Origin of the sequence: Mesorhizobium sp. M7D.F.Ca.US.004.03.1.1 (genome assembly GCF_003998635.1) — a bacterium.
In the GTDB taxonomy this organism is placed as follows: Bacteria; Pseudomonadota; Alphaproteobacteria; order Rhizobiales; family Rhizobiaceae; genus Mesorhizobium; species Mesorhizobium loti.
On sequence record NZ_RZQG01000033.1, the window covers coordinates 1 to 18,193 of the forward strand.

20 protein-coding genes and 1 pseudogene are annotated in these 18,193 nt (G+C 61.5%); 10 read left to right on the forward strand and 11 right to left on the reverse strand.

Features of this window, described 5'->3' with window-relative positions; genetic code table 11:
• Positions 1-261 (forward strand): annotated as a pseudogene (locus EN935_RS03995) (MFS transporter); the annotation flags it as partial.
• A gap of 84 nt (positions 262-345) precedes the next feature.
• Here EN935_RS03995 and EN935_RS04000 read toward each other — a convergent pair.
• Complete coding sequence (locus tag EN935_RS04000) at positions 346-1,203, reverse strand: alpha/beta hydrolase (protein ID WP_126070170.1); 858 nt, start codon at positions 1,201-1,203, stop codon at positions 346-348.
• Between the two features lie 152 nt (positions 1,204-1,355).
• On the opposite strand from EN935_RS04000, the gene EN935_RS04005 reads away from it, so the two are divergent.
• Positions 1,356-1,784, forward strand: coding sequence for a MarR family transcriptional regulator (locus tag EN935_RS04005; RefSeq protein WP_126070171.1), 429 nt, complete (start codon positions 1,356-1,358; stop codon positions 1,782-1,784).
• A 99-nt stretch (positions 1,785-1,883) separates the two neighbouring features.
• Here the strand turns inward: EN935_RS04005 and EN935_RS04010 are convergent, their stop codons facing one another.
• Positions 1,884-3,890: an EAL domain-containing protein gene (locus tag EN935_RS04010; protein ID WP_127265130.1), complete on the reverse strand. Its 2,007-nt coding sequence runs from the start codon at positions 3,888-3,890 to the stop codon at positions 1,884-1,886.
• 294 nt (positions 3,891-4,184) lie between these two features.
• On the opposite strand from EN935_RS04010, the gene EN935_RS04015 reads away from it, so the two are divergent.
• The 7 genes from EN935_RS04015 to EN935_RS04045 all read left to right on the forward strand — a co-directional run bounded on the left by EN935_RS04015 (position 4,185) and on the right by EN935_RS04045 (position 10,292).
• Positions 4,185-5,219, forward strand: a complete 1,035-nt coding sequence (locus EN935_RS04015; RefSeq protein ID WP_127265129.1) for a class I SAM-dependent methyltransferase — start codon at positions 4,185-4,187, stop codon at positions 5,217-5,219.
• 197 nt (positions 5,220-5,416) lie between these two features.
• A complete protein-coding gene (locus EN935_RS04020; RefSeq protein ID WP_056595667.1) occupies positions 5,417-6,058 on the forward strand; it encodes a 50S ribosomal protein L25/general stress protein Ctc in 642 nt (213 codons plus the stop codon).
• A gap of 22 nt (positions 6,059-6,080) precedes the next feature.
• On the forward strand, positions 6,081-6,821 hold the full coding sequence (pth, locus tag EN935_RS04025) for an aminoacyl-tRNA hydrolase (RefSeq protein ID WP_127265128.1): 741 nt from the start codon (positions 6,081-6,083) through the stop codon (positions 6,819-6,821).
• A gap of 91 nt (positions 6,822-6,912) precedes the next feature.
• On the forward strand, positions 6,913-8,016 hold the full coding sequence (gene ychF, locus EN935_RS04030) for a redox-regulated ATPase YchF (RefSeq protein WP_109659757.1): 1,104 nt from the start codon (positions 6,913-6,915) through the stop codon (positions 8,014-8,016).
• Between the two features lie 230 nt (positions 8,017-8,246).
• Complete coding sequence (gene corA / locus EN935_RS04035; RefSeq protein ID WP_127265641.1) at positions 8,247-9,221, forward strand: magnesium/cobalt transporter CorA; 975 nt, start codon at positions 8,247-8,249, stop codon at positions 9,219-9,221.
• A gap of 127 nt (positions 9,222-9,348) precedes the next feature.
• Positions 9,349-9,825, forward strand: coding sequence for a MaoC family dehydratase (locus tag EN935_RS04040; RefSeq protein ID WP_127265640.1), 477 nt, complete (start codon positions 9,349-9,351; stop codon positions 9,823-9,825).
• A complete protein-coding gene (locus EN935_RS04045) occupies positions 9,822-10,292 on the forward strand; it encodes a MaoC family dehydratase (protein ID WP_127265639.1) in 471 nt (156 codons plus the stop codon). Before EN935_RS04040 ends, EN935_RS04045 begins: the two co-directional genes overlap by 4 nt.
• A gap of 49 nt (positions 10,293-10,341) precedes the next feature.
• Here the strand turns inward: EN935_RS04045 and EN935_RS04050 are convergent, their stop codons facing one another.
• The 6 genes from EN935_RS04050 to petA form a co-directional block, all read right to left on the reverse strand.
• On the reverse strand, positions 10,342-10,887 hold the full coding sequence (locus EN935_RS04050; RefSeq protein WP_109659749.1) for an adenine phosphoribosyltransferase: 546 nt from the start codon (positions 10,885-10,887) through the stop codon (positions 10,342-10,344).
• 9 nt (positions 10,888-10,896) lie between these two features.
• Entirely contained in the window at positions 10,897-12,042 is a 1,146-nt protein-coding gene (locus EN935_RS04055) for an alpha-hydroxy acid oxidase (protein ID WP_164757915.1), read from the reverse strand.
• Between the two features lie 173 nt (positions 12,043-12,215).
• On the reverse strand, positions 12,216-12,911 hold the full coding sequence (locus EN935_RS04060; RefSeq protein WP_127373179.1) for a phosphatase PAP2 family protein: 696 nt from the start codon (positions 12,909-12,911) through the stop codon (positions 12,216-12,218).
• A gap of 130 nt (positions 12,912-13,041) precedes the next feature.
• The gene (locus EN935_RS04065; RefSeq protein ID WP_109659743.1) at positions 13,042-13,914 is read right to left on the reverse strand and encodes a cytochrome c1; all 873 of its coding nucleotides are present in this window, start codon (positions 13,912-13,914) and stop codon (positions 13,042-13,044) included.
• Positions 13,915-13,941: 27 nt separating this feature from the next.
• Positions 13,942-15,243 (reverse strand): cytochrome b N-terminal domain-containing protein, encoded by a 1,302-nt coding sequence (locus tag EN935_RS04070; protein WP_109659741.1) that lies wholly within the window; start codon positions 15,241-15,243, stop codon positions 13,942-13,944.
• Positions 15,244-15,260: 17 nt separating this feature from the next.
• The gene (gene petA, locus EN935_RS04075) at positions 15,261-15,821 is read right to left on the reverse strand and encodes a ubiquinol-cytochrome c reductase iron-sulfur subunit (RefSeq protein WP_013529984.1); all 561 of its coding nucleotides are present in this window, start codon (positions 15,819-15,821) and stop codon (positions 15,261-15,263) included.
• Between the two features lie 314 nt (positions 15,822-16,135).
• On the opposite strand from petA, the gene EN935_RS04080 reads away from it, so the two are divergent.
• The gene (locus tag EN935_RS04080) at positions 16,136-16,480 is read left to right on the forward strand and encodes a cupin domain-containing protein (RefSeq protein WP_127264814.1); all 345 of its coding nucleotides are present in this window, start codon (positions 16,136-16,138) and stop codon (positions 16,478-16,480) included.
• Positions 16,481-16,559: 79 nt separating this feature from the next.
• Here the strand turns inward: EN935_RS04080 and EN935_RS04085 are convergent, their stop codons facing one another.
• The 3 genes from EN935_RS04085 to EN935_RS04095 all read right to left on the reverse strand — a co-directional run.
• Positions 16,560-16,871 carry a DUF6665 family protein gene (locus EN935_RS04085; RefSeq protein ID WP_127264813.1) on the reverse strand — a complete coding sequence of 104 codons (312 nt, stop codon included), beginning with the start codon at positions 16,869-16,871 and terminating at the stop codon, positions 16,560-16,562.
• A 1-nt stretch (position 16,872) separates the two neighbouring features.
• The gene (locus EN935_RS04090; protein ID WP_127264812.1) at positions 16,873-17,376 is read right to left on the reverse strand and encodes a GNAT family N-acetyltransferase; all 504 of its coding nucleotides are present in this window, start codon (positions 17,374-17,376) and stop codon (positions 16,873-16,875) included.
• 4 nt (positions 17,377-17,380) lie between these two features.
• Positions 17,381-18,193: ATP-binding cassette domain-containing protein (locus EN935_RS04095; RefSeq protein ID WP_127373180.1), on the reverse strand; the 813-nt coding region annotated here is incomplete at its 5' end.

Genomic DNA, 18,193 nt, shown 5'->3' on the forward strand with positions numbered 1-18,193 from the left:
GTGCTGATCGGCCTGATCCTGTCGTCGGCCTTCTCCAACATCGTCGTCTTTGCGCAGGAATTGGTGCCGGGACGTGTCGGCATGATCGCCGGCATCTTCTTCGGCTTCGCCTTCGGCATGGGCGGCATCGCTGCTGCCGTGCTCGGCGTCGTCGCCGACATGAAGGGCATCGATTATGTCTTCCAGATCTGCTCCTATCTGCCGCTGTTCGGGCTGCTGACCGTGTTCCTACCGAACATGAAGGAAGCCAGAAAGGCATAGGCGGTCGCTGCAATCCGCTAGACTTGAAACCGGACGAGAAAGGCGCCTGCTTGATGGCGGGCGCCCTTTTTTTTCGAAAATGTCCTAGGCCTTGAAGAAGGCCAGCAGGTCGGCGTTGATGATGTCGGCATGGGTCGTGGCCATGCCGTGCGGGTAGCCCTTGTAGATCTTGAGCTCGCCCTTCTTGAGCAGCTTGATCGTCAACAGCGCCGAGTCGGCGATCGGAACGATCTGGTCGTCGTCGCCATGCATGACCAGCACTGGCACGTCGATCGCCTTCAAATCCTCGGTGAAGTCAGTTTCCGAGAAGGCCTTGATGCAATCGTAGTGCGCCTTGGTGCCGCCCATCATGCCCTGGCGCCACCAATTGTCGATGACGCCTTCCGACACTGCCGCGCCGGGACGATTGAAGCCATAGAATGGGCCGGCTGGGACATCCCTGTAAAGCTGGGCGCGATTGGCCGCCACGCCGGAGCGGAAGCCATCGAACACTTCGATCGGCAGGCCGCCGGGATTGGCGGCAGTCTTGAGCATGATTGGCGGCACCGCGCCGATCAGCACCGCCTTGGCGACGCGGCCCTCGGCGCCATATTGGGCGACATAGCGCGCCACTTCGCCGCCGCCGGTCGAATGACCGACATGGATGGCGTTCTTGAGATCCAGATGGGCGGCGAGTTCCGCGACATCGGCGGCATAGGCGTCCATCTCGTTACCGATATCCGTCTGGGTCGAGCGGCCATGACCACGGCGATCGTGGGCAATGACCCGGTAGCCTTGTGCCAGGAAGAACAGCATCTGGGCGTCCCAGTCGTCGCTGCTCAATGGCCAGCCGTGATGGAAGACGATCGGTTGCCCGGTCCCCCAGTCCTTGTAGTAGATTTGTGTTCCGTCCTTGGTGGTGATCGTGCCGCTGCCGGAGTTGGGCTTGGTTTGCGAGGTCATCTCAATCTCCTTTCAGTTGTTGTCACGATAAACAATATCGCGATATCAATATGCCTAACGTAGCTCGATACCCTTGTCCACGAAAATATGTATCGCGATATCATTTTTCGTGGTATCGAATTGACGCCTGTGTCGGCAAGAAGGAACGCGCCGTGCCTCTTCCGTTGGACAACCAGCTCTGTTTCACGCTCTACGCCACCAGCATGGCGATCAACCGCACCTACAAGCCGATGCTGGACGAGATGGGGATCACCTATCCGCAATACCTGGTGCTGAACGCACTTGGAGAGGCCGACGGCATGTCGGTCGGCACCATCGCCCACAGGCTCGCTCTAGAATCGAGCACCGTCACGCCGCTGGTGAAGCGAATAGAGCAGGCCGGGCTGGTGACCCGCCAGCGCAGCCAGACCGACGAACGCCAGGTGCAGGTCGACCTGACATCAGCCGGGCGCGCGCTGCTTGTCCAGTGCAACTGTCTGAACGAGACCTTGATCGAGCGCTCGGGCATGACGCTGGCTGAGCTCGATGCCCTGAACCGGCAGATCCAGGCGCTACGCGACGCGTTGACCGGGGACCGGTAGTCAGCCGGCCCCTGCGTGCCGCGCGGCCCTGTCATGGGGTGATGGCAATCAGCACGGCTTTTGACGGCGGCTAAGCCAAACGTCGAAAAGAGGCTGTCATCACGCGGACTTGAGCACAGCAAATGACCGTTTGCGCATGGTCCGCTTTGCCTGGAAACTAGCCGCGGGAGCGGGGCGGCCGACATGGAAGCCCTGGATCTTGTCGATGCCGAATTCGCGCATGAGGGCCATCTGCTCGTCGGTTTCCACCCCTTCGACCAGGATCTTGTGGCCGCGATTTCGAACCAGGGTGATGATGTCCTGCAGCATTGCCTTGCCGCTCGGGGAGCTGCAGTCGTGCAGAAACGAGCGGTCGATTTTCACCGTATCGAAATCGATCAGACGAAGCCACGAAAGGCCGGCAAAGCCCGTCCCGAAATCATCAAGCCAGATCTTGATCCCGAGCAGCTTCAGATCACTGATGCAGCGCAGGATGTCCGAATGCATCTCCATCTCCAGTCCTTCGGTGATCTCGAAGGCCAGCCTGCTGCCGGCGACGCCGGTCTCGCCCAGAATGGTCGCGACGGACGTTGCGAAGCCCGGTGTCTTGAGCTGGATTGGAGAGACGTTGACACTGACGACACGGACGTGGTCGTCCGCCAGGAGCTCGGCGCACACTGTCCTTATGGCCCAGCGCCCGAGTTCCAGGATCGCGCCGGTTCGTTCGGCGACGGGAATGAACAGGCTCGGCGGAACCGATGTGCCGTCCAGCATTTTGAGGCGCATCAGAGCCTCTACGGCTTCAACCCGGTCCGTTTTGACATCCTGGATAGGCTGATAAACGAGTGAAACGAGATTCTGGCCGATCGCGATCTTCAGCAAAGCCGCAATGTTCTCACTCTCGTCGCTGCTCTGAGGATCGGTTGGGTCGAACAGCCGGGCACAGTTTCGGCCACCGGCTTTTGCCAGATAGAGCGCGCGATCGGCCTCATGGATGATCTTCTCCAGCTTGGCGCCGGTCTGCGTCCTGGTGAACGCGGCGCCAACGCTCACTGTCACAATCGAGACGCCGTCGCGCCGCAGCTCATGGGTAAGCGCCAAGTTCTCCACCGTGCTGCAAATGGCTTCCGCTATGTCCAGGATCTGCTCTTTTTTCTCCATGCGAGCCAGGACGATGAACTCTTCACCGCCATAGCGGCCGATGGAGCCATTGTACTGCTTGATCATATCGCTAAGCGCATTGGCGACATGGATCAGGCAGCGGTCGCCTTCCTGATGGCCGTAGCAGTCATTGAACTTCTTGAAGAAGTCCACGTCGATAAGGATCGCCCCAAAACTGGTGCCAACCCTTTGCCAGTCGCTCCAGTAGTCTCGCAGCTTCTCGTCGATCGCCCGCCGGTTCTCCAAACCCGTAAGTGGATCGGTCCGCGACAGTCTCAGCAGGGCCTTGCCGCGTTCGGTCGCCTCGTTGTGCTGGATCCTGGCTTCCAGGGCGTTCAGGAAGACGTTGTAGCGTTCCTCATTCAGTTTCCAGTTCACATACGAGGTGAACGTGAAACAAGAAACGTAGAAAGACCCGAATACCATTTTGTAAGTTAGAGTAGAAGGTACGAAGTAATTTACGATATAAAGTATACATAAAATTATTGCAGAAGTTACTATTGAAAGTTTAAAATTGAACGTAAAGAAAAGATTGGCGCTCATCATGAAGATGGTGCCGAAGACCATATAGTAGGAGACGCTTTCCTTGTCCGCACCGAAAACCGCAGGGCAGAGCCAACCGACATAGCCAAAAATGATAGCTCCAGCGCAAGTCACGTCAAGCCATTGCGTTGCAACCCTCCGGCGAAGCTGTGCTTCCAGGATCAAAAGCGCGGTCAGTCCGACCGCGAAGCGCGCCGTGATCGTATAGACGGCCACATCTGGTATCAGCAGAAGATCCGTTGCCGAAAACAAGAGATAGATGGCAACGGCGATCCAAAGCCCTGGCCGGGCTTCCCCTCTTCGCGTCGCATGGGCTTCCGTGCGGTAAAGGGCGCGGAGCTCGTCGGCCCCCAGTTCGTAGCGCGGTTCGTAAGGCTCCCCATGAGCCGTATCAGCCAATGCGGATGACGCGTGATCGCTCATCACAGCAAACCCCGTTTGAAGGGGATTTTCGGCTCCGAACTCATTTCTAGTTTCTGCCCCCACGCAGGCCGACTCCCTGGGACGCGACAGCGATTGCGACGCCTCGCACACAAATGCAATCACGCAAGACAAGTTTCCGTTAACTCGAACCCGGAATCCGGCCCGGAAGATGTGCAATGAATAAAGATAGTTAGCGGGAAATTAATCATACCGCTAAAATGCACTCGCGCCATCATTGGCAAATGGAGCATTCTACGCAATAAGTTAACCGACTGTTAACTATGGAGTTCCGGTGTGCAAACTGTATTCGATGGCCAAAGCCTGATCACCGCTGAGATGATCGCCGGCAATCTCCCTCGAGGAAAGCTCGAGCATCATGGCGAAGCCTTCGAAACCGCTCGCGCGGAGCTCGCGATCATTCTCAACGCGACACACCAGCAGGTCGAACAAAGCAAGGATCCCGCCGAGATCGTTCGTCGCCTTCTGTCGTACCTCAACGCGCTGCGTTCCAAGGTTCATCCCGACGTTTGGCATGCACTGATACCGGTGGCGCAGAACCACCCGATCCTGGAGTATTTCCTCGAGGATCCGCTGACGCACTGGTCCTTCAGCAAGCCCAGGGGCTATTCCGGCGACGCGCAACTGCTCGACTACATCTATTGCGATCCGCATGTGGCAGAGAGCGTGGCGAACGCCTCGGAGATCGGCAAGGCACTCTATAGCCATACCCAGAACGTACCGTCATGCGTCGCTGCACGGGAACGACGCGACCTCCTGACCCGATATGTCGATGAGATTGCGGCCAAGAGCGGGCCGCAAACCGAGGTCCTGGCGATAGCGGCCGGCCACTTGCGGGAGGCCAACCGCTCGGTCGCCCTGGCGGAGGGGCGCCTCAAGCGTTGGGTTGCGCTCGATCAGGATCCCCAGAGCGTTGGGTTGATCGCGCGCGACTTCCAGGGCACCGCGGTCGAAGCCATCGACGGCTCGGTGCGAACCGTGCTCACGAGGGGCCACAAGCTCGGCAAGTTCGACTTCATCTACGCCTCCGGCCTTTACGACTACCTCCAGCACAACGTCGCCGTGAAACTCACGAAAACGTGCCTGCAGATGTTGAAGCCGAACGGAACATTCCTGTTCGCGAACTACGCCGAGGGCACCCCTGACGCCGGGTACCGGGAGACGTTCATGGACTGGGTGTTGCTGCTGCGGTCGGAGGTCGACATGTGGAACATCGTCAATGCCAGCGTCGACCGCAACACCGTCGAGGCGCAAGTGTTCTTTGGCGAGAACCACAACGTCCTCTATGCCGTCATCGAAAAGCGCGGATAGCACCCGCCTGGGCTGCGCGCCGGCGGACATGCCTTTGGCTTGCACGTCCGGCCGCCTTCCGCTATAGAGCCGCCACCCGCGTAGACACCCTTGGAGGCAACGCGGCGGAAGGCCGCCTCACCCGGCGGCTTTCGACGTTTACGGTCCAGGCACTCTGCCAACCGTGAGCGCTCCAGAACAAACCGAAAGGAAATGCCATGAGCCACGACACTTACGAGCTCAAGGCCGAAGCACGCGAACAGGTCGGTAAGGGGTCCGCCCGTGCAGTTCGCCGCAACGGTAAAGTGCCTGCAGTAATCTATGGTGACAAGCAGCCTCCCCTGGCTATCGCGCTCACCTACAAGGACATCTACTACAAGATCCATGGCGGCGGGTTCCTGACCACGATCGCCACGATCGATGTCGACGGCAAGAAGATTCAGGTCCTGCCAAAGGACTTCCAGCTCGACCCGGTCAAGGATTTCCCTGTCCATGTCGACTTCCTGCGCATCGGCAAGGACACCCAGGTCAATGTCGACGTGCCTGTCCACTTCATCAACGAGGACAAGTCGCCCGGCATCAAGCGCGGCGGCGTGCTCAACATCGTGCGTCACGAAGTCGAGTTCCACTGCCCGGCCAATGCGATCCCGGAATTCATCACCGTCGATCTCACCGGCGCCAACATTGGCGACTCGATCCACATCTCGGCGGTTACGCTGCCGGCCGGTGTGAAGCCTGTGATCTCCGACCGCGACTTCACCATCGCGACCATTGCCGGTTCGTCGGCGATGAAGCCGGAGACGGAAGAGACGGCTGAAGTGGCTGCACCTGAAGCGGCTCCTGCCGCCGAAGAGAAGTAACTCTTTCCGCCCGGAGCAGACGATGCTTGTCTTTGCAGGCCTCGGCAATCCGGGCGCGAAATATGCCAACAATCGACACAATGTCGGTTTCATGGCGGCGGACGCAATCGCCCGCCGCCATTCCTTTTCGCCTTGGTCGAAGAAATTCCAGGGCCTGATCGCCGAGGGCACGCTCGACGGCGAAAAGATCGTCCTGATCAAGCCGCAGACCTTCATGAACCTGTCCGGCCAGTCGGTCGGCGAAGCACTGCGCTTCTACAAGCTCGGCCCCGAGGCGCTCACCGTCTTCTATGACGAGATCGACCTTGCCGCCGGCAAGCTGCGGGTGAAGGTCGGTGGCGGCTCCGGCGGCCACAATGGCATTCGCTCGCTCGACCAGCATGTCGGCAACGCCTACCGCCGCGTGCGCATCGGCGTTGGCCATCCCGGCGTCAAGGAAATGGTGCATGGCCATGTGCTTGGCGATTTTGCCAAGGCTGACCGCGAATGGCTGGATGTCCTGCTCGACGCCATCGCCGGCGATGCCGGATTGCTGGCCAAGGGCGACGACAATTCCTTCATGAACCGCGTGACGCTGGCCTTGCGCGACAAGCTGGTGCCGACCGGCGATGACGACCGCCCGCCCCCCAAGGCGCCAAAGGTGCAGAGCCAGAAAGCCCAAAGTCACATCCGCCAGGCACGGCCGCAGCAGGCACCCACCAAGCTGCCGGAATCCGGCCCGATGGCCGCCATGCTGAAGAAGCTGTTCGGCGGCAAGGACTGAGCGGGATCGGCGCCACAGGGCTTGACGTTGATCACCCCTATCGCCCATAGCCCTGTTCAAATTTCTATTTTCCCGATAGGACCGGACAAAAATGGGTTTCAAATGCGGCATCGTTGGCTTGCCCAACGTCGGCAAGTCGACGCTTTTCAACGCGTTGACCAGGACGGCGGCGGCGCAGGCCGCCAACTATCCGTTCTGCACCATCGAACCGAACACCGGCGAAGTGGCGGTGCCCGATCCGCGCCTGCAGAAGATCGCGGCGATCGGCAAGTCGAAGGAGATCATCCCGACCCGCATCTCCTTCGTCGACATTGCCGGCCTGGTGCGCGGCGCCTCAAAGGGTGAAGGCTTGGGCAACCAGTTCCTTGCCAACATCCGCGAGGTCGATGCCATCGTGCATGTGCTGCGCTGCTTCGAGGATGACGACATCACCCATGTCGAGGGCCGCATCGACCCGGTGGCCGATGCCGAGACGGTCGAAACCGAGCTGATGCTCGCCGACCTCGACAGCCTCGAGCGCCGCATCGTGCAATTCCGCAAGCGCGCCGGCAGCAAGGACAAGGAAGCGACCACCGTGCTGCCGATGATGGAGGCAGCGCTCGAACTGCTGCAAGCCGGCAAGCCGACCCGCGTCCTGCTCAAGGGCATTTCGGCGGAAGACCTGCGCATCCTGCAGGGGCTCAACCTTTTGACCTCGCACCCGGTCCTCTACGTCTGCAACGTCGCCGAAGCCGACGCCGCCACCGGCAACGAGCACACCAAGGCCGTGGAGAAGATGGCTGCGGCGCAAGGCGCCAGCACCGTCGTCATCTCGGCCGCGATCGAGGCCGAAGTCGCCCAGCTCTCCGATGAGGAAGAGATGGAATTCCTGTCCTCGCTCGGCCTCGATGAGCCCGGCCTGAACAAGGTCATCCGCGCCGGCTACGAGCTGTTGCACCTCATCACCTACTTCACCGTCGGGCCGAAGGAGACGCGCGCCTGGACCGTGCACAAGGGCGATAAGGCACCGCAGGCGGCCGGAGTAATCCACACCGATTTCGAGCGCGGCTTCATCCGCGCCCAGACCATCGCCTACAACGACTTCATCACGCTGGGTGGCGAAGTGGCGGCCAAGGAAGCCGGCAAGGCCCGCGACGAAGGCAAGGAATATGTCGTCCAGGACGGCGACATCCTGCTGTTCAAGTTCAACACCTGACGTCTCGGCGGCCGGGTATCCAAACATCCCGGCGAGCTGTCTGCGAAGCTTTCTCGACGAGCTTTCTGAGCGGCCGGTGGCCATCCGCCGGACCGCCCCTTGTCTTGATTTTGTCACGCCACAGGTCTAAGCGGCAGGCGCACGGTCGGCGCTGACGCCGGAAACCGCGCCATCCGACACAACGCGTCAATCCGAACGCACCCTTTGGCCCCAGCAAGGGAGACCCGGCGATGATCAAGGCCTTCGTCGTGGACAATGACCGCCTGCGCGCCGTCGACGATCTCCTGGCAAACAGCGAGACCATCGTCTGGGCCGACCTGCTCAACCCAACAAAGGAAGAGGAAGCGACGATCGAGAGCTGGCTCGGCGTTGCCATTCCGACACGCGAGGAAATGGAGGAGATCGAGATTTCGAGCCGCCTCTATGTCGAGGACGGCGCCTATTTCATGACCGCCACCCTGCCCGCCCAGACCGAGGTCGACGATCCCCTGATGTCGCCGGTCACCTTCGTGCTCGCCGGCACCAGGCTGATCACCGTGCGCTATCACGAGCCGAAGGCCTTCAAGACCTTTCCGCAGCGCGCCGAGAAGGTGGCGACCGGCTGCACCAGCGGCGACACCATCCTGATCGGGCTGCTGGAGGCGATCGTCGATCGTCTCGCCGACATCCTCGAGCGCGCCGGCCGCGACATCGAGGCGATTTCGCGCGACATCTTCGAGGCGCGGTCGACCAAGGTTTCCAAGCGCAATCGCGACTTCCAGGAGCTCCTGAAGGCCATCGGCCGCAAGGAAGACATCGCCTCCTCGATCCGCGATAGCCTGATCTCACTGCAGCGGCTGGCAGGCTTCTTCGCCCATGCCTCGACCCGCACCAAAATGAGCAAGGACACCAAGGCGCGCATCAAGACGCTGTCGCGCGACGTGCTGTCCCTCGCCGACCATGCCACCTTCCTGTCGCAGAAGATTTCCTTCCTGCTCGACGCCACGCTTGGCATGATCTCGATCGAGCAGAACGCCATCATCAAGATCTTCTCGGTCGCCGCCGTTATCTTCCTGCCGCCGACGCTGGTCGCCTCGATCTACGGCATGAATTTCGATATCATCCCCGAGCTGAAATGGGAGCTGGGCTATCCCTTTGCCATCGCCATGATGGTGCTGTCGGCGATCCTGCCCTTCTGGTATTTCCGCCGCCGCGGCTGGCTCTGATCCGCCCGCCAGAGGCCGTGCTGCCACCGCGTGGCGCTATAGAAATCTCTTGACCAAATGCGCTGCGGCCTGCATCCGGAAACCCTGATCCATAGGGATCGCAGGTTCGTGAGCCGGATTTCAGACCATGACTGCAGAGATAAAAACATGGGCCTATGAGGATTTCGTTGAGGGCGCGTCGCTCGACCTCGGCTCGAAGCTGGTGAGCGCCGCCGAGATCGTCGAATTCGCTACAGAATTCGACCCGCAGCCAATGCATCTCGACGAGGAAGCCGGCAAGGCCAGCATCCTCGGCGGGCTGGCGGCGTCGGGCTGGCACACCTGTGCCATGTTCATGCGCATGCTCTGCGATGCGTTCCTTTTGGACTCCACCTGCCAGGGCGCGCCCGGCGTCGATCAGGTCAAATGGAAGAAGCCGGTCCTGGCCGGCGACCAGCTCACCGGCACGCTGGTGGTTGTTGCCAAGCGCCTGTCCAAATCGAAGCCGCAACTCGGCTTCGTCACTATGCGCAGCGAGCTGTTCAACCAGCGTGGCGAAAGCGTCTTCGAGCTCGAGAATTCGGTCATGTTTCTCACGCGCGATGCCGCGGGGACCCCATCATGACCTTGGACGAGTTCTTCCGCATCGGCATCACCGTCACGCTCGGCTCGCACACATTCGAGCCCGAGGCGATCAAGGCCTTCGCCCGCAAATACGACCCGCAAATCCTCCATGTCGACGAGGAGGCCGCAAAGAAGAGCGTGCTCGGCGGCCTCTGCGCATCCGGTTGGCACACCGCTGCAACCTGGATGAAACTCAATCTCGAAAACCGCATGGACGCCGAGATTGCTGCGTGGAGCGGCCCCGGGCCGGTGCCGGAATTCGGCCCCTCGCCCGGTTTCAAGAACCTGAAATGGCTGAAGCCGGTCCATGCCGGGCAAACCATCACCTTCACACGCACCGCACTGTCGCACCGCCCGATCGCCTCGCGCCCCGGCTGGCGGCTGCTGGCGCTGCGCGCCGATGCTTTCGATTCGACCGGCGACAAGGTGCTGGAGTTCGAGAGCGCCGTGCTGGTGAAGGCTGAGTAGCGCCGGCGCTTCTTACCTTCTCCCCTGTGGGAGAAGGAAAAAGCGCTCCTCAATGCCCCTCAAAGCCAATCAGCGTCCGCACCGGTACGCCGAGCGCTTCGAGCTTGGCGCGGCCGCCGAGGTCCGGCAGGTCGATGACGAAGCAGGCGGCGAGGATATCGGCGCCGATCTGGCGCAGCAGCTTGACCGCGGCTTCCGCGGTGCCGCCGGTGGCAATCAAATCGTCGACCAGGATCACCTTCTCGCCCGGAGCAACGCCGTCCTTGTGCATCTCCATCTCGTCCAACCCGTATTCCAGGCTGTAGGCGACTCGCACCGTCTCGAAAGGCAGCTTGCCCTTCTTGCGGATCGGCACGAAACCGGCCGAGAGCTGATGGGCGACGGCGCCGCCAAGGATGAAGCCGCGCGCCTCGATGCCGGCTATCTTGTCGATCTTCTGGCCGGCATAGGGATGCACAAGCTCGTCGATGGCGCGGCGAAACGCGCGCGCATTGCCGAGCAGCGTGGTGATGTCGCGAAACAGGATGCCGGGCTTGGGATAGTCCGGAATGGTGCGAATCGCGGCAAGCAGCGTGTCTTCGAGCGAGGATTTCATGGTTCGAGATTACCTGAAACGGAGGTTGTTGCGCGACAATTGTTCGATCGAACTGCAGCCCATCAGCTTCATGCCACGTTCGATCTCAACCCGCATCTGCTCAAGCGCCCGTTCGACGCCGGGCTGGCCGGCCGCCGCGAGCGGGAACAGATAGTAGCGGCCGACGCCGACGGCCTTGGCACCGAGCGACAGCGCCTTCAGCACGTGGGTGCCGCGCTGCACGCCGCCATCCATGATGACGTCTATCCTGTCACCGACCGCATCGACGATCTCGGCAAGCTGGTCGAACGCCGCCCGCGAGCCATCCAGTTGCCGGCCGCCATGGTTCGACAGCACAATGCCGCTGCAGCCGATGTCAACCGCGCGTTTGGCATCCTCCACCGACATGACGCCCTTGAGGCAGAACGGACCCGCCCAAAGCTTGACCATCTCGGCGACGTCGTCCCACGTCATCGACGGGTCGAGCATCTCGGTGAAGTAGCGGCTGATCGACATCGTGCCGCCGCCCATGTCGACATGCTCGTCGAGCTGGGGCAACTTGAACCCCTCGTGGGTGAAATAGTTGATCGCCCAGGCCGGCTTGAGCGCAAACTGCAGCATTCCGGTCAGATTGAGCTTGAAGGGAATGGCGAAGCCGGTGCGTTTGTCGCTTTCGCGGTTTCCCCCGGTGATGCTGTCGACGGTCAGCATCATCACCTCGACGCCAACCGCCTTTGCCCGCTGCATCATCGCCCGGTTGAGGCCGCGATCCCGATGGAAATAGAACTGATAGACCTGCGGGCTGCTGCTGATCTTGCGCGCTTCCTCAAGGCTGACGGTACCAAGCGAGGAGACGCCGAACATGGTGCCGTATTTGGCCGCGGCTTTAGCGACCGCGCGCTCGCCCTGATGGTGGAACAGGCGTTGCAAGGCGGTCGGCGAGCAATAGAACGGCATCGCCAGCTTCTGGCCCATGACCGTCACCGACATGTCGACCTCGCTCACTCCGCGCAGCACGTTGGGAACCAGGTCGCAGGTCTCGAAGCTTTCGGTGTTGCGACGATAGGTGACCTCATCGTCCGCCGCGCCGTCGATGTAATTGAAGATCGGCCCCGGCAGCCGCTGCTGCGCCATGCGGCGGAAGTCCGAAAAATTGTGACAGTCGCTGAGCCGCATCATCCGATTCCAAAGGCTATGGCACGACAAGCCTCTCGCGCCGTTTGATGCGAATATCAACCTGATGCCGCTATGCCAACGGACTAATTGCCGAACTTCCGCCTAAGCAAGGGCATGAACAAAAAAGGAGCGCCTGAAGCGCCCCTTTCCGTCGAAACCCGACTGACGAAAATTTACATGCCGAGATCGGACCGAAGCTCGGCCCTGGCCACCTCATATTCGGCCTTGAAGTCGTCCCGGTTGAGCAGGACCGCGGCAATGACGCTGCCGGAAATCCTGCCCATCTCGATATCGGACGCATAGTGGATACCGCCGACCTCTCGATTGTGGGCGTATTCAGCCGCACGCGCCATGATCTCGGCACGCTTTTCCGGAACCATATCGGACAGGATGATGCCCATCATGGTGCCAACGGTGGCATGTCCGGACGGCCAGGAACCGGAGCTCGACAGCTTGACCGCCGGCTTGACGAGATCGCTGAGCTGATGCGGGCGAGGGCGCTTCCAGACATCCTTGGCCGGATCGACGACGGCGCCTTCGGTGGCCACGACGCGATCGAAGAAGGCGCTGAATTTCGGCAGCGTTTCCTTGTTGAATTTCGGCCCCATGATGTTGGCAAAGCGCCAGACATTCTCCTCGGCGTCAGCGACGGCGCTGGCTACCATCTCCGGCGTGCGTGTCACCTGCAGGGTCAGCACCTCACCGAGTTCGGCCTTGGTCTGCACCGAATCGTTTGCCGGCGGCGGCGGCAGGATCATCGTCAGGTCGACATCCTTGTTGGTGACGAAGGGCTGGGCGTCTTCCGCTTGCGCGGCCGAACCGACGATGAGCAGCAGCAGGCCTGCCGCGAGCGATGCGTATCTTTTCATGGGTGCGATCCTTTGATGAGAGCAGCACAGGATCGCCAGATGCGGTGACGGCCATGTGACACGACCGGCCTCTCAAAATGAAAAAAGGCGCCTCTCGGCGCCCTTTTTTGTGATCACTTGGCTGTGTGGCTTAATGCGCCACGCCTTCCCACACCTTGCGCTTGGTGAGATAGACCAGCGCGCCGAACAAAAGCAGGAACACAAGCACCCGGAACCCGGTCTTCTTGCGGTCTTCCATATGCGGCTCGGCCGCCCACGCCAGGAAGGCGGAAACGTCGCGGGAATACTGGTCGACTGTCTGCGGCGCGCCGTCATCATAGGTCACCTGGCCGTCCGAAAGCGGTTTGGGCATTTTCAGCGACACGCCGGACATGAAGTACGGATTGTAGTGGGTGCCTTCCGGGATCACCATGCCGGCGGGCGGCGTCTGGTCGTAGCCGGTCAGCAGCGAATGGATGTAGTCGGGGCCACCCGCGTCGTATTGGCTGAAGATGTCGAAGACGAATTGCGGAAAGCCGCGTTCAACACCGCGCGCCTTGGCCAGCAGCGACATGTCGGGCGGAGCGGCGCCACCGTTGGAGGCAGCAGCGGCTTCCTCATTGGCGAAGGGTGCCGGGAAATGGTCGGACGGCTTGCCGGGACGGTCGAACATGTCGCCGGCGTCGTTGGGGCCGTCATGGATGGTGTACTCGGCCGACAGCGTCTTGATCTGGGCATCGGAATAGCCGAGGTCCGACAGCGTACGGAACGCCACCAGGTTCATCGAATGGCAGGCCGAGCAGACTTCCTTGTAGACCTTCAGGCCGCGCTGCAGCTGTGCTTTGTCATAGGTGCCGAACGGGCCGGCGAAGCTCCAGCTCATTTCCTTCGGCTCGTCGATCGGGAAATGCGTCGGCGCGGCCGCATTGTGTGCCTCTTCGGCGGCGCTCGCCCAAGTGCCTGCCGCCCCAATGCCAGCGGCCACAAGGCCGACCAGCGCCAGCGAGGTGAGAATCTTTTTCATGCCAAATCCCCTTAGATTCTCTACCGCTCAGCCCTTGGTCTCTGGCGCGGCCGTGGCGCCTGCCGGATGTCCGCCGCCGCCCTTGTTCTTCTCGAGCACCGCCTCCGTGATCGAGTTCGGCAGCCTTCGCGGCGTCTCGATCAGGCCGAGCACCGGCAGCACGATCAGGAAGAAGGCGAAGTAGAACAGCGTTGCCATCTGCGCCATGAACACATAGCTGCCCTCCGCCGGCTGCGAGCCGAGCCAGCCAAGCAGGATGGCATCGACCACGAACAGCCAGAAGAACAGCTTGTACCAGGGACGGTAGACCGCCGAGCGTACCTTCGAGGTGTCGAGCCACGGCACCAGGAACAGCATGGCGATGGCGCCGAACATGCACAGCACGCCGCCGAGCTTGGAGTTGATCGGCCCGACGTTGAAGGTGATGGCGCGCAGGATCGCGTAGAACGGCAGGAAGTACCATTCTGGCACGATGTGGGCCGGGGTCTTCAGCGGATTGGCGACCGTATAGTTGTCCGGGTGGCCGAGATAGTTTGGCAGGTAGAAGACGAAATAGGCGAAGACGAACAGGAACACGATCATGCCGAACGCGTCCTTGATGGTCGCGTAGGGAGTGAAGGCGACGGTGTCGGTCTTCGACTTGACCTCGATGCCGGTCGGGTTCGATTGGCCGACGACATGCAGCGCCCAGACGTGCAGCACGACGACGCCGGCGATCATGAACGGCAGCAGATAGTGCAGCGAGAAGAAGCGGTTGAGCGTCGGATTGTCGACGGCGAAGCCGCCGAGCAGCAGCTGCTGGATCCAGTCGCCAACCAGCGGAATGGCGCTGAAAAAGCCGGTGATGACGGTGGCGCCCCAGAAGCTCATCTGGCCCCACGGCAGCACGTAGCCCATGAAGCCGGTCGCCATCATCAGCAGGTAGATGATGCAGCCGAGGATCCAGAGCAGCTCGCGCGGCGCCTTGTAGGAGCCGTAATAGAGGCCACGGAAGATGTGGATGTAGACGGCGACGAAGAAGAACGAGGCGCCGTTCGAATGCAGGTAGCGCAGCAGCCAGCCCGAATTCACGTCGCGCATGATCTTCTCGACCGAGCCGAAGGCGAGATTGGTGTCGGCGGTATAGTGCATGGCCAGCACAATGCCGGTCAGGATCTGCGCCACCAGCATGATCGACAGGATACCGCCGAAGGTCCACGCATAGTTGAGGTTGCGCGGCACTGGATAGGCGACGAAACTGTCATAGACCAGCCGCGGCAGCGGCATGCGGGCGTCGAACCAGCGTTCGATACCGGTCTTGGGCGTATAGGTCGAGTGTCCCTCGCTCATCGAAATATCCCCCTGCCTCAACCGATAAGGATCTTGGTATCGGAAATGAACTTGAATACCGGAACCGCCATATTCTCGGGCGCCGGGCCTTTGCGGATGCGGCCGGCGGTGTCGTATTGCGAACCGTGGCACGGGCAGAACCAGCCGCCGAAATCGCCTTCCTGACCGAGCGGAATGCAGCCGAGATGCGTGCAGACCTGAACCATCACCATCCAGGCTTCCTTGCCGGGCGTGGTGCGGTTGGCGTCGGTCGCCGGTGCGTCGGCCGGCAGATTGGCGTTGCGCGCGATCGGATCCTTGAGATCGGCCAGCTTGACCGCCTCGCCGTCCTTCATTTCCTGTTCGGTGCGATTGCGCACCACGACCGGCTTGCCGCGCCACTTGACGATCAGCGACATGCCCGGCGTCAGCGAGGCGACGTCGACCTCGACGGAGGCGAGCGCCAGCGTCGAGGCGTCGGGGCGCATCTGGTCGATGAACGGCCACGCGAAGGCACCCGCGCCGACCACTGCGGCCATGCCGGTGGCGACGTAGAGAAAATCACGACGGTTGGGATCCTGGGTGTCGGTTGCGCTCACGGGTGCCTGATCCTTTCGCCTCTTCCGTGCCGGTGGTTGAGCCTTGTTCCCCGCTCAATTACGCCAACCCGACAGCGCATGGCGAACAGGCTTGCGAATTCCTCCGGCATTTGGACTTCGGTTTATGCGTGAAGCCCGTTTTTGTCCAGACGGGTGAAGGCACAAGGGCAGATTGTCGCGGGGACAAAATCCACAGCCGGGCAACGCGGCGCCGGATAGCCGCCAAACGTCGCTAAACAACAGGGAAACAACCGCAAATCCGACGTCCTCCTTCGTCTCGACACAGGGCGTCAGCCGGGTCTATCCTTGCCGCCATGGCACATGTCATAGACCGCGACACCTGGGCTGTTCGCTCCGACCGCTGGAAGGGCGAGCTGCAATGCGGCGCCTACGGCTCCAACTCCTGCCTGATCTTCAACTACCTGCCTGATGTCGGCGGCGGTCCCCGGCTGCACACGCATCCCTACGCAGAGATCTTCATCATCCGTCAGGGTACGGGCCTGTTCACGGTCGGCGACCAGGAGATCGAGGCCTCGACCGGCCAGATCCTGATCGTGCCACCCAACACGCCGCACAAATTCACCAATCTCGGTCCGGGCCCACTGGAAACGACCGACATTCACGAGAACGGCAGCTTCATCACCGAATGGCTTGAGTAGACCATGATCCCGAAAAGTGGGAACCGGTTTTCTGGACAAACGGTTTCCGTTTGTCCAGAAATCATGGTCAAGGATAGATCTATCTCGCGCCGAGCCTGACCAGAACCGCCTTCGGGATATTGTATTCGCGAATGACGGCATCGTGCTTGCGCAAGCCGCAGAGTTCACGCTGGATGAAATAACCGTGCACCGCCTCGGCGGCGTCCTTCAGAAGCCGGGCGCGCAGTTGTTCGTCGCAATTGTCGCGCAGCCTGGCCAGCGTTTCCTCGACCCGCTGGCCGGCGCGGCCGAGTGCTGCCGCCTTCTCCGCCAGGATTTCATGGCCGAGTGCGTCGAAGGCGGCTTCGGCAGCCGAGGCGCCGGCAAGATGAGATGGCGGACGCAAGGACATTTCAGCCCCCTTTCCCGAAAATCATGCGGTGTGTGACGAAGTCTTCGCCTGCCACGCGCTGAAAGCCAAGCCGCTCATAGAAAGCGAAGGCTTCTTGCGGCGCGCGGGTGTTCAGCACGGCGAAATGATGACGTGCCTTGTCGATGACGGTCTCGACCAGCATCCGGCCAAGGCCGGTGCGACGGTGGCGCGCACTGACGAACAGGTGCCGGACCCGGCCGTGGTCCCTGCCCTCGAAATAAGGATCGATGTTCAGCCCGCACACGCCGGCGAGTTCCCTTCCATGCCAGGCTCCGTACAGCGCCTCGCCGCGCTTGAGGAACTTGTTGCGGCCGCTTGCCCAGCTATCCGCCAGGCGCACCAGCATCCAGTAGCCTTCCAGCCGGCTTTCCTGCTTCAGCGCGTCGAAGGCCGGCATGGTCGGCCGGAGACGCTTGAGCACATAGCTGACCTCTGGGCTGACCTCTGGGCTGACCTTTGGATTGACCTCCGCTGACCCAGCCATGGAGCTACTCCGCCGGGCGTGTCTCTTCGAGCACGCTGTCCTCGTGATAGAGAAAACCGCCGGACTGCCGCTTCCACAGCCGCGCATAGAGCCCGTCGAGCGCCACCAGCTGGTCATGCGTGCCTTGCTCGACGATGCGGCCACCGTCGAGCACCACCAGCCGGTCGAGTGCTGCGATCGTCGACAGCCGGTGGGCGATGGCGATGACCGTCTTGTTTTCCATCAGCCGCGTCAGATTCTCCTGGATCGCCGCCTCGATATCGGAATCGAGCGCCGAGGTCGCTTCGTCGAGAATCAGGATCGGCGCGTCCTTGAGGAAGACGCGGGCAATCGCCACGCGTTGGCGCTGGCCGCCCGACAGCTTGACGCCGCGTTCGCCGACAAAGGCCTCGTAGCCGGCGCGGTCCCTGTTGTCGCGCAAGGTCAGGATGAACTCGTGCGCCTCGGCCTTTTTCGCCGCCGCGATCACCTCGGCGTCGCTCGCGTCCGGCATGCCGAGCTTGATGTTGTCGCGCAGCGAACGGTGGAACAGGGCCGTATCCTGGCTGACCACGCCGATATTGGCGCGCAGCGAATTCTGCGTAGCTTTGGCGACATCCTGGCCATCGATGGTGATCGACCCGCTCTCGAGATCGTAGAGCCGCAGAATCAGATTGGCGAGCGTCGTCTTGCCGGCGCCCGACGGTCCGACCAGTCCGACCTTCTCGCCTGGCCGCACGACAAGGTCGATGCCGTTGAGCACGCCGAACCCTTTGCCGTAGTGGAACTCGACGTTTTTCACCGCGATGCGTCCGCCGGCCACCACAAGCTCCTTGGC

Coding starts and splice junctions, on each gene's coding strand:
- EN935_RS04085 (WP_127264813.1), bottom strand. CDS start 16,871: ATGTCCTTGCGTCCGCCATCTCATCTTGCCGGCGCCTCGGCTGCCGAA.
- EN935_RS04000 (WP_126070170.1), bottom strand. CDS start 1,203: ATGACCTCGCAAACCAAGCCCAACTCCGGCAGCGGCACGATCACCACC.
- EN935_RS04040 (WP_127265640.1), top strand. CDS start 9,349: ATGACTGCAGAGATAAAAACATGGGCCTATGAGGATTTCGTTGAGGGC.
- EN935_RS04090 (WP_127264812.1), bottom strand. CDS start 17,376: ATGGCTGGGTCAGCGGAGGTCAATCCAAAGGTCAGCCCAGAGGTCAGC.
- EN935_RS04070 (WP_109659741.1), bottom strand. CDS start 15,243: ATGAGCGAGGGACACTCGACCTATACGCCCAAGACCGGTATCGAACGC.
- EN935_RS04045 (WP_127265639.1), top strand. CDS start 9,822: ATGACCTTGGACGAGTTCTTCCGCATCGGCATCACCGTCACGCTCGGC.
- EN935_RS04050 (WP_109659749.1), bottom strand. CDS start 10,887: ATGAAATCCTCGCTCGAAGACACGCTGCTTGCCGCGATTCGCACCATT.
- pth (WP_127265128.1), top strand. CDS start 6,081: ATGCTTGTCTTTGCAGGCCTCGGCAATCCGGGCGCGAAATATGCCAAC.
- ychF (WP_109659757.1), top strand. CDS start 6,913: ATGGGTTTCAAATGCGGCATCGTTGGCTTGCCCAACGTCGGCAAGTCG.
- EN935_RS04060 (WP_127373179.1), bottom strand. CDS start 12,911: ATGAAAAGATACGCATCGCTCGCGGCAGGCCTGCTGCTGCTCATCGTC.
- EN935_RS04080 (WP_127264814.1), top strand. CDS start 16,136: ATGGCACATGTCATAGACCGCGACACCTGGGCTGTTCGCTCCGACCGC.
- EN935_RS04020 (WP_056595667.1), top strand. CDS start 5,417: ATGAGCCACGACACTTACGAGCTCAAGGCCGAAGCACGCGAACAGGTC.
- corA (WP_127265641.1), top strand. CDS start 8,247: ATGATCAAGGCCTTCGTCGTGGACAATGACCGCCTGCGCGCCGTCGAC.
- EN935_RS04010 (WP_127265130.1), bottom strand. CDS start 3,890: ATGAGCGATCACGCGTCATCCGCATTGGCTGATACGGCTCATGGGGAG.
- EN935_RS04065 (WP_109659743.1), bottom strand. CDS start 13,914: ATGAAAAAGATTCTCACCTCGCTGGCGCTGGTCGGCCTTGTGGCCGCT.
- EN935_RS04055 (WP_164757915.1), bottom strand. CDS start 12,042: ATGCGGCTCAGCGACTGTCACAATTTTTCGGACTTCCGCCGCATGGCG.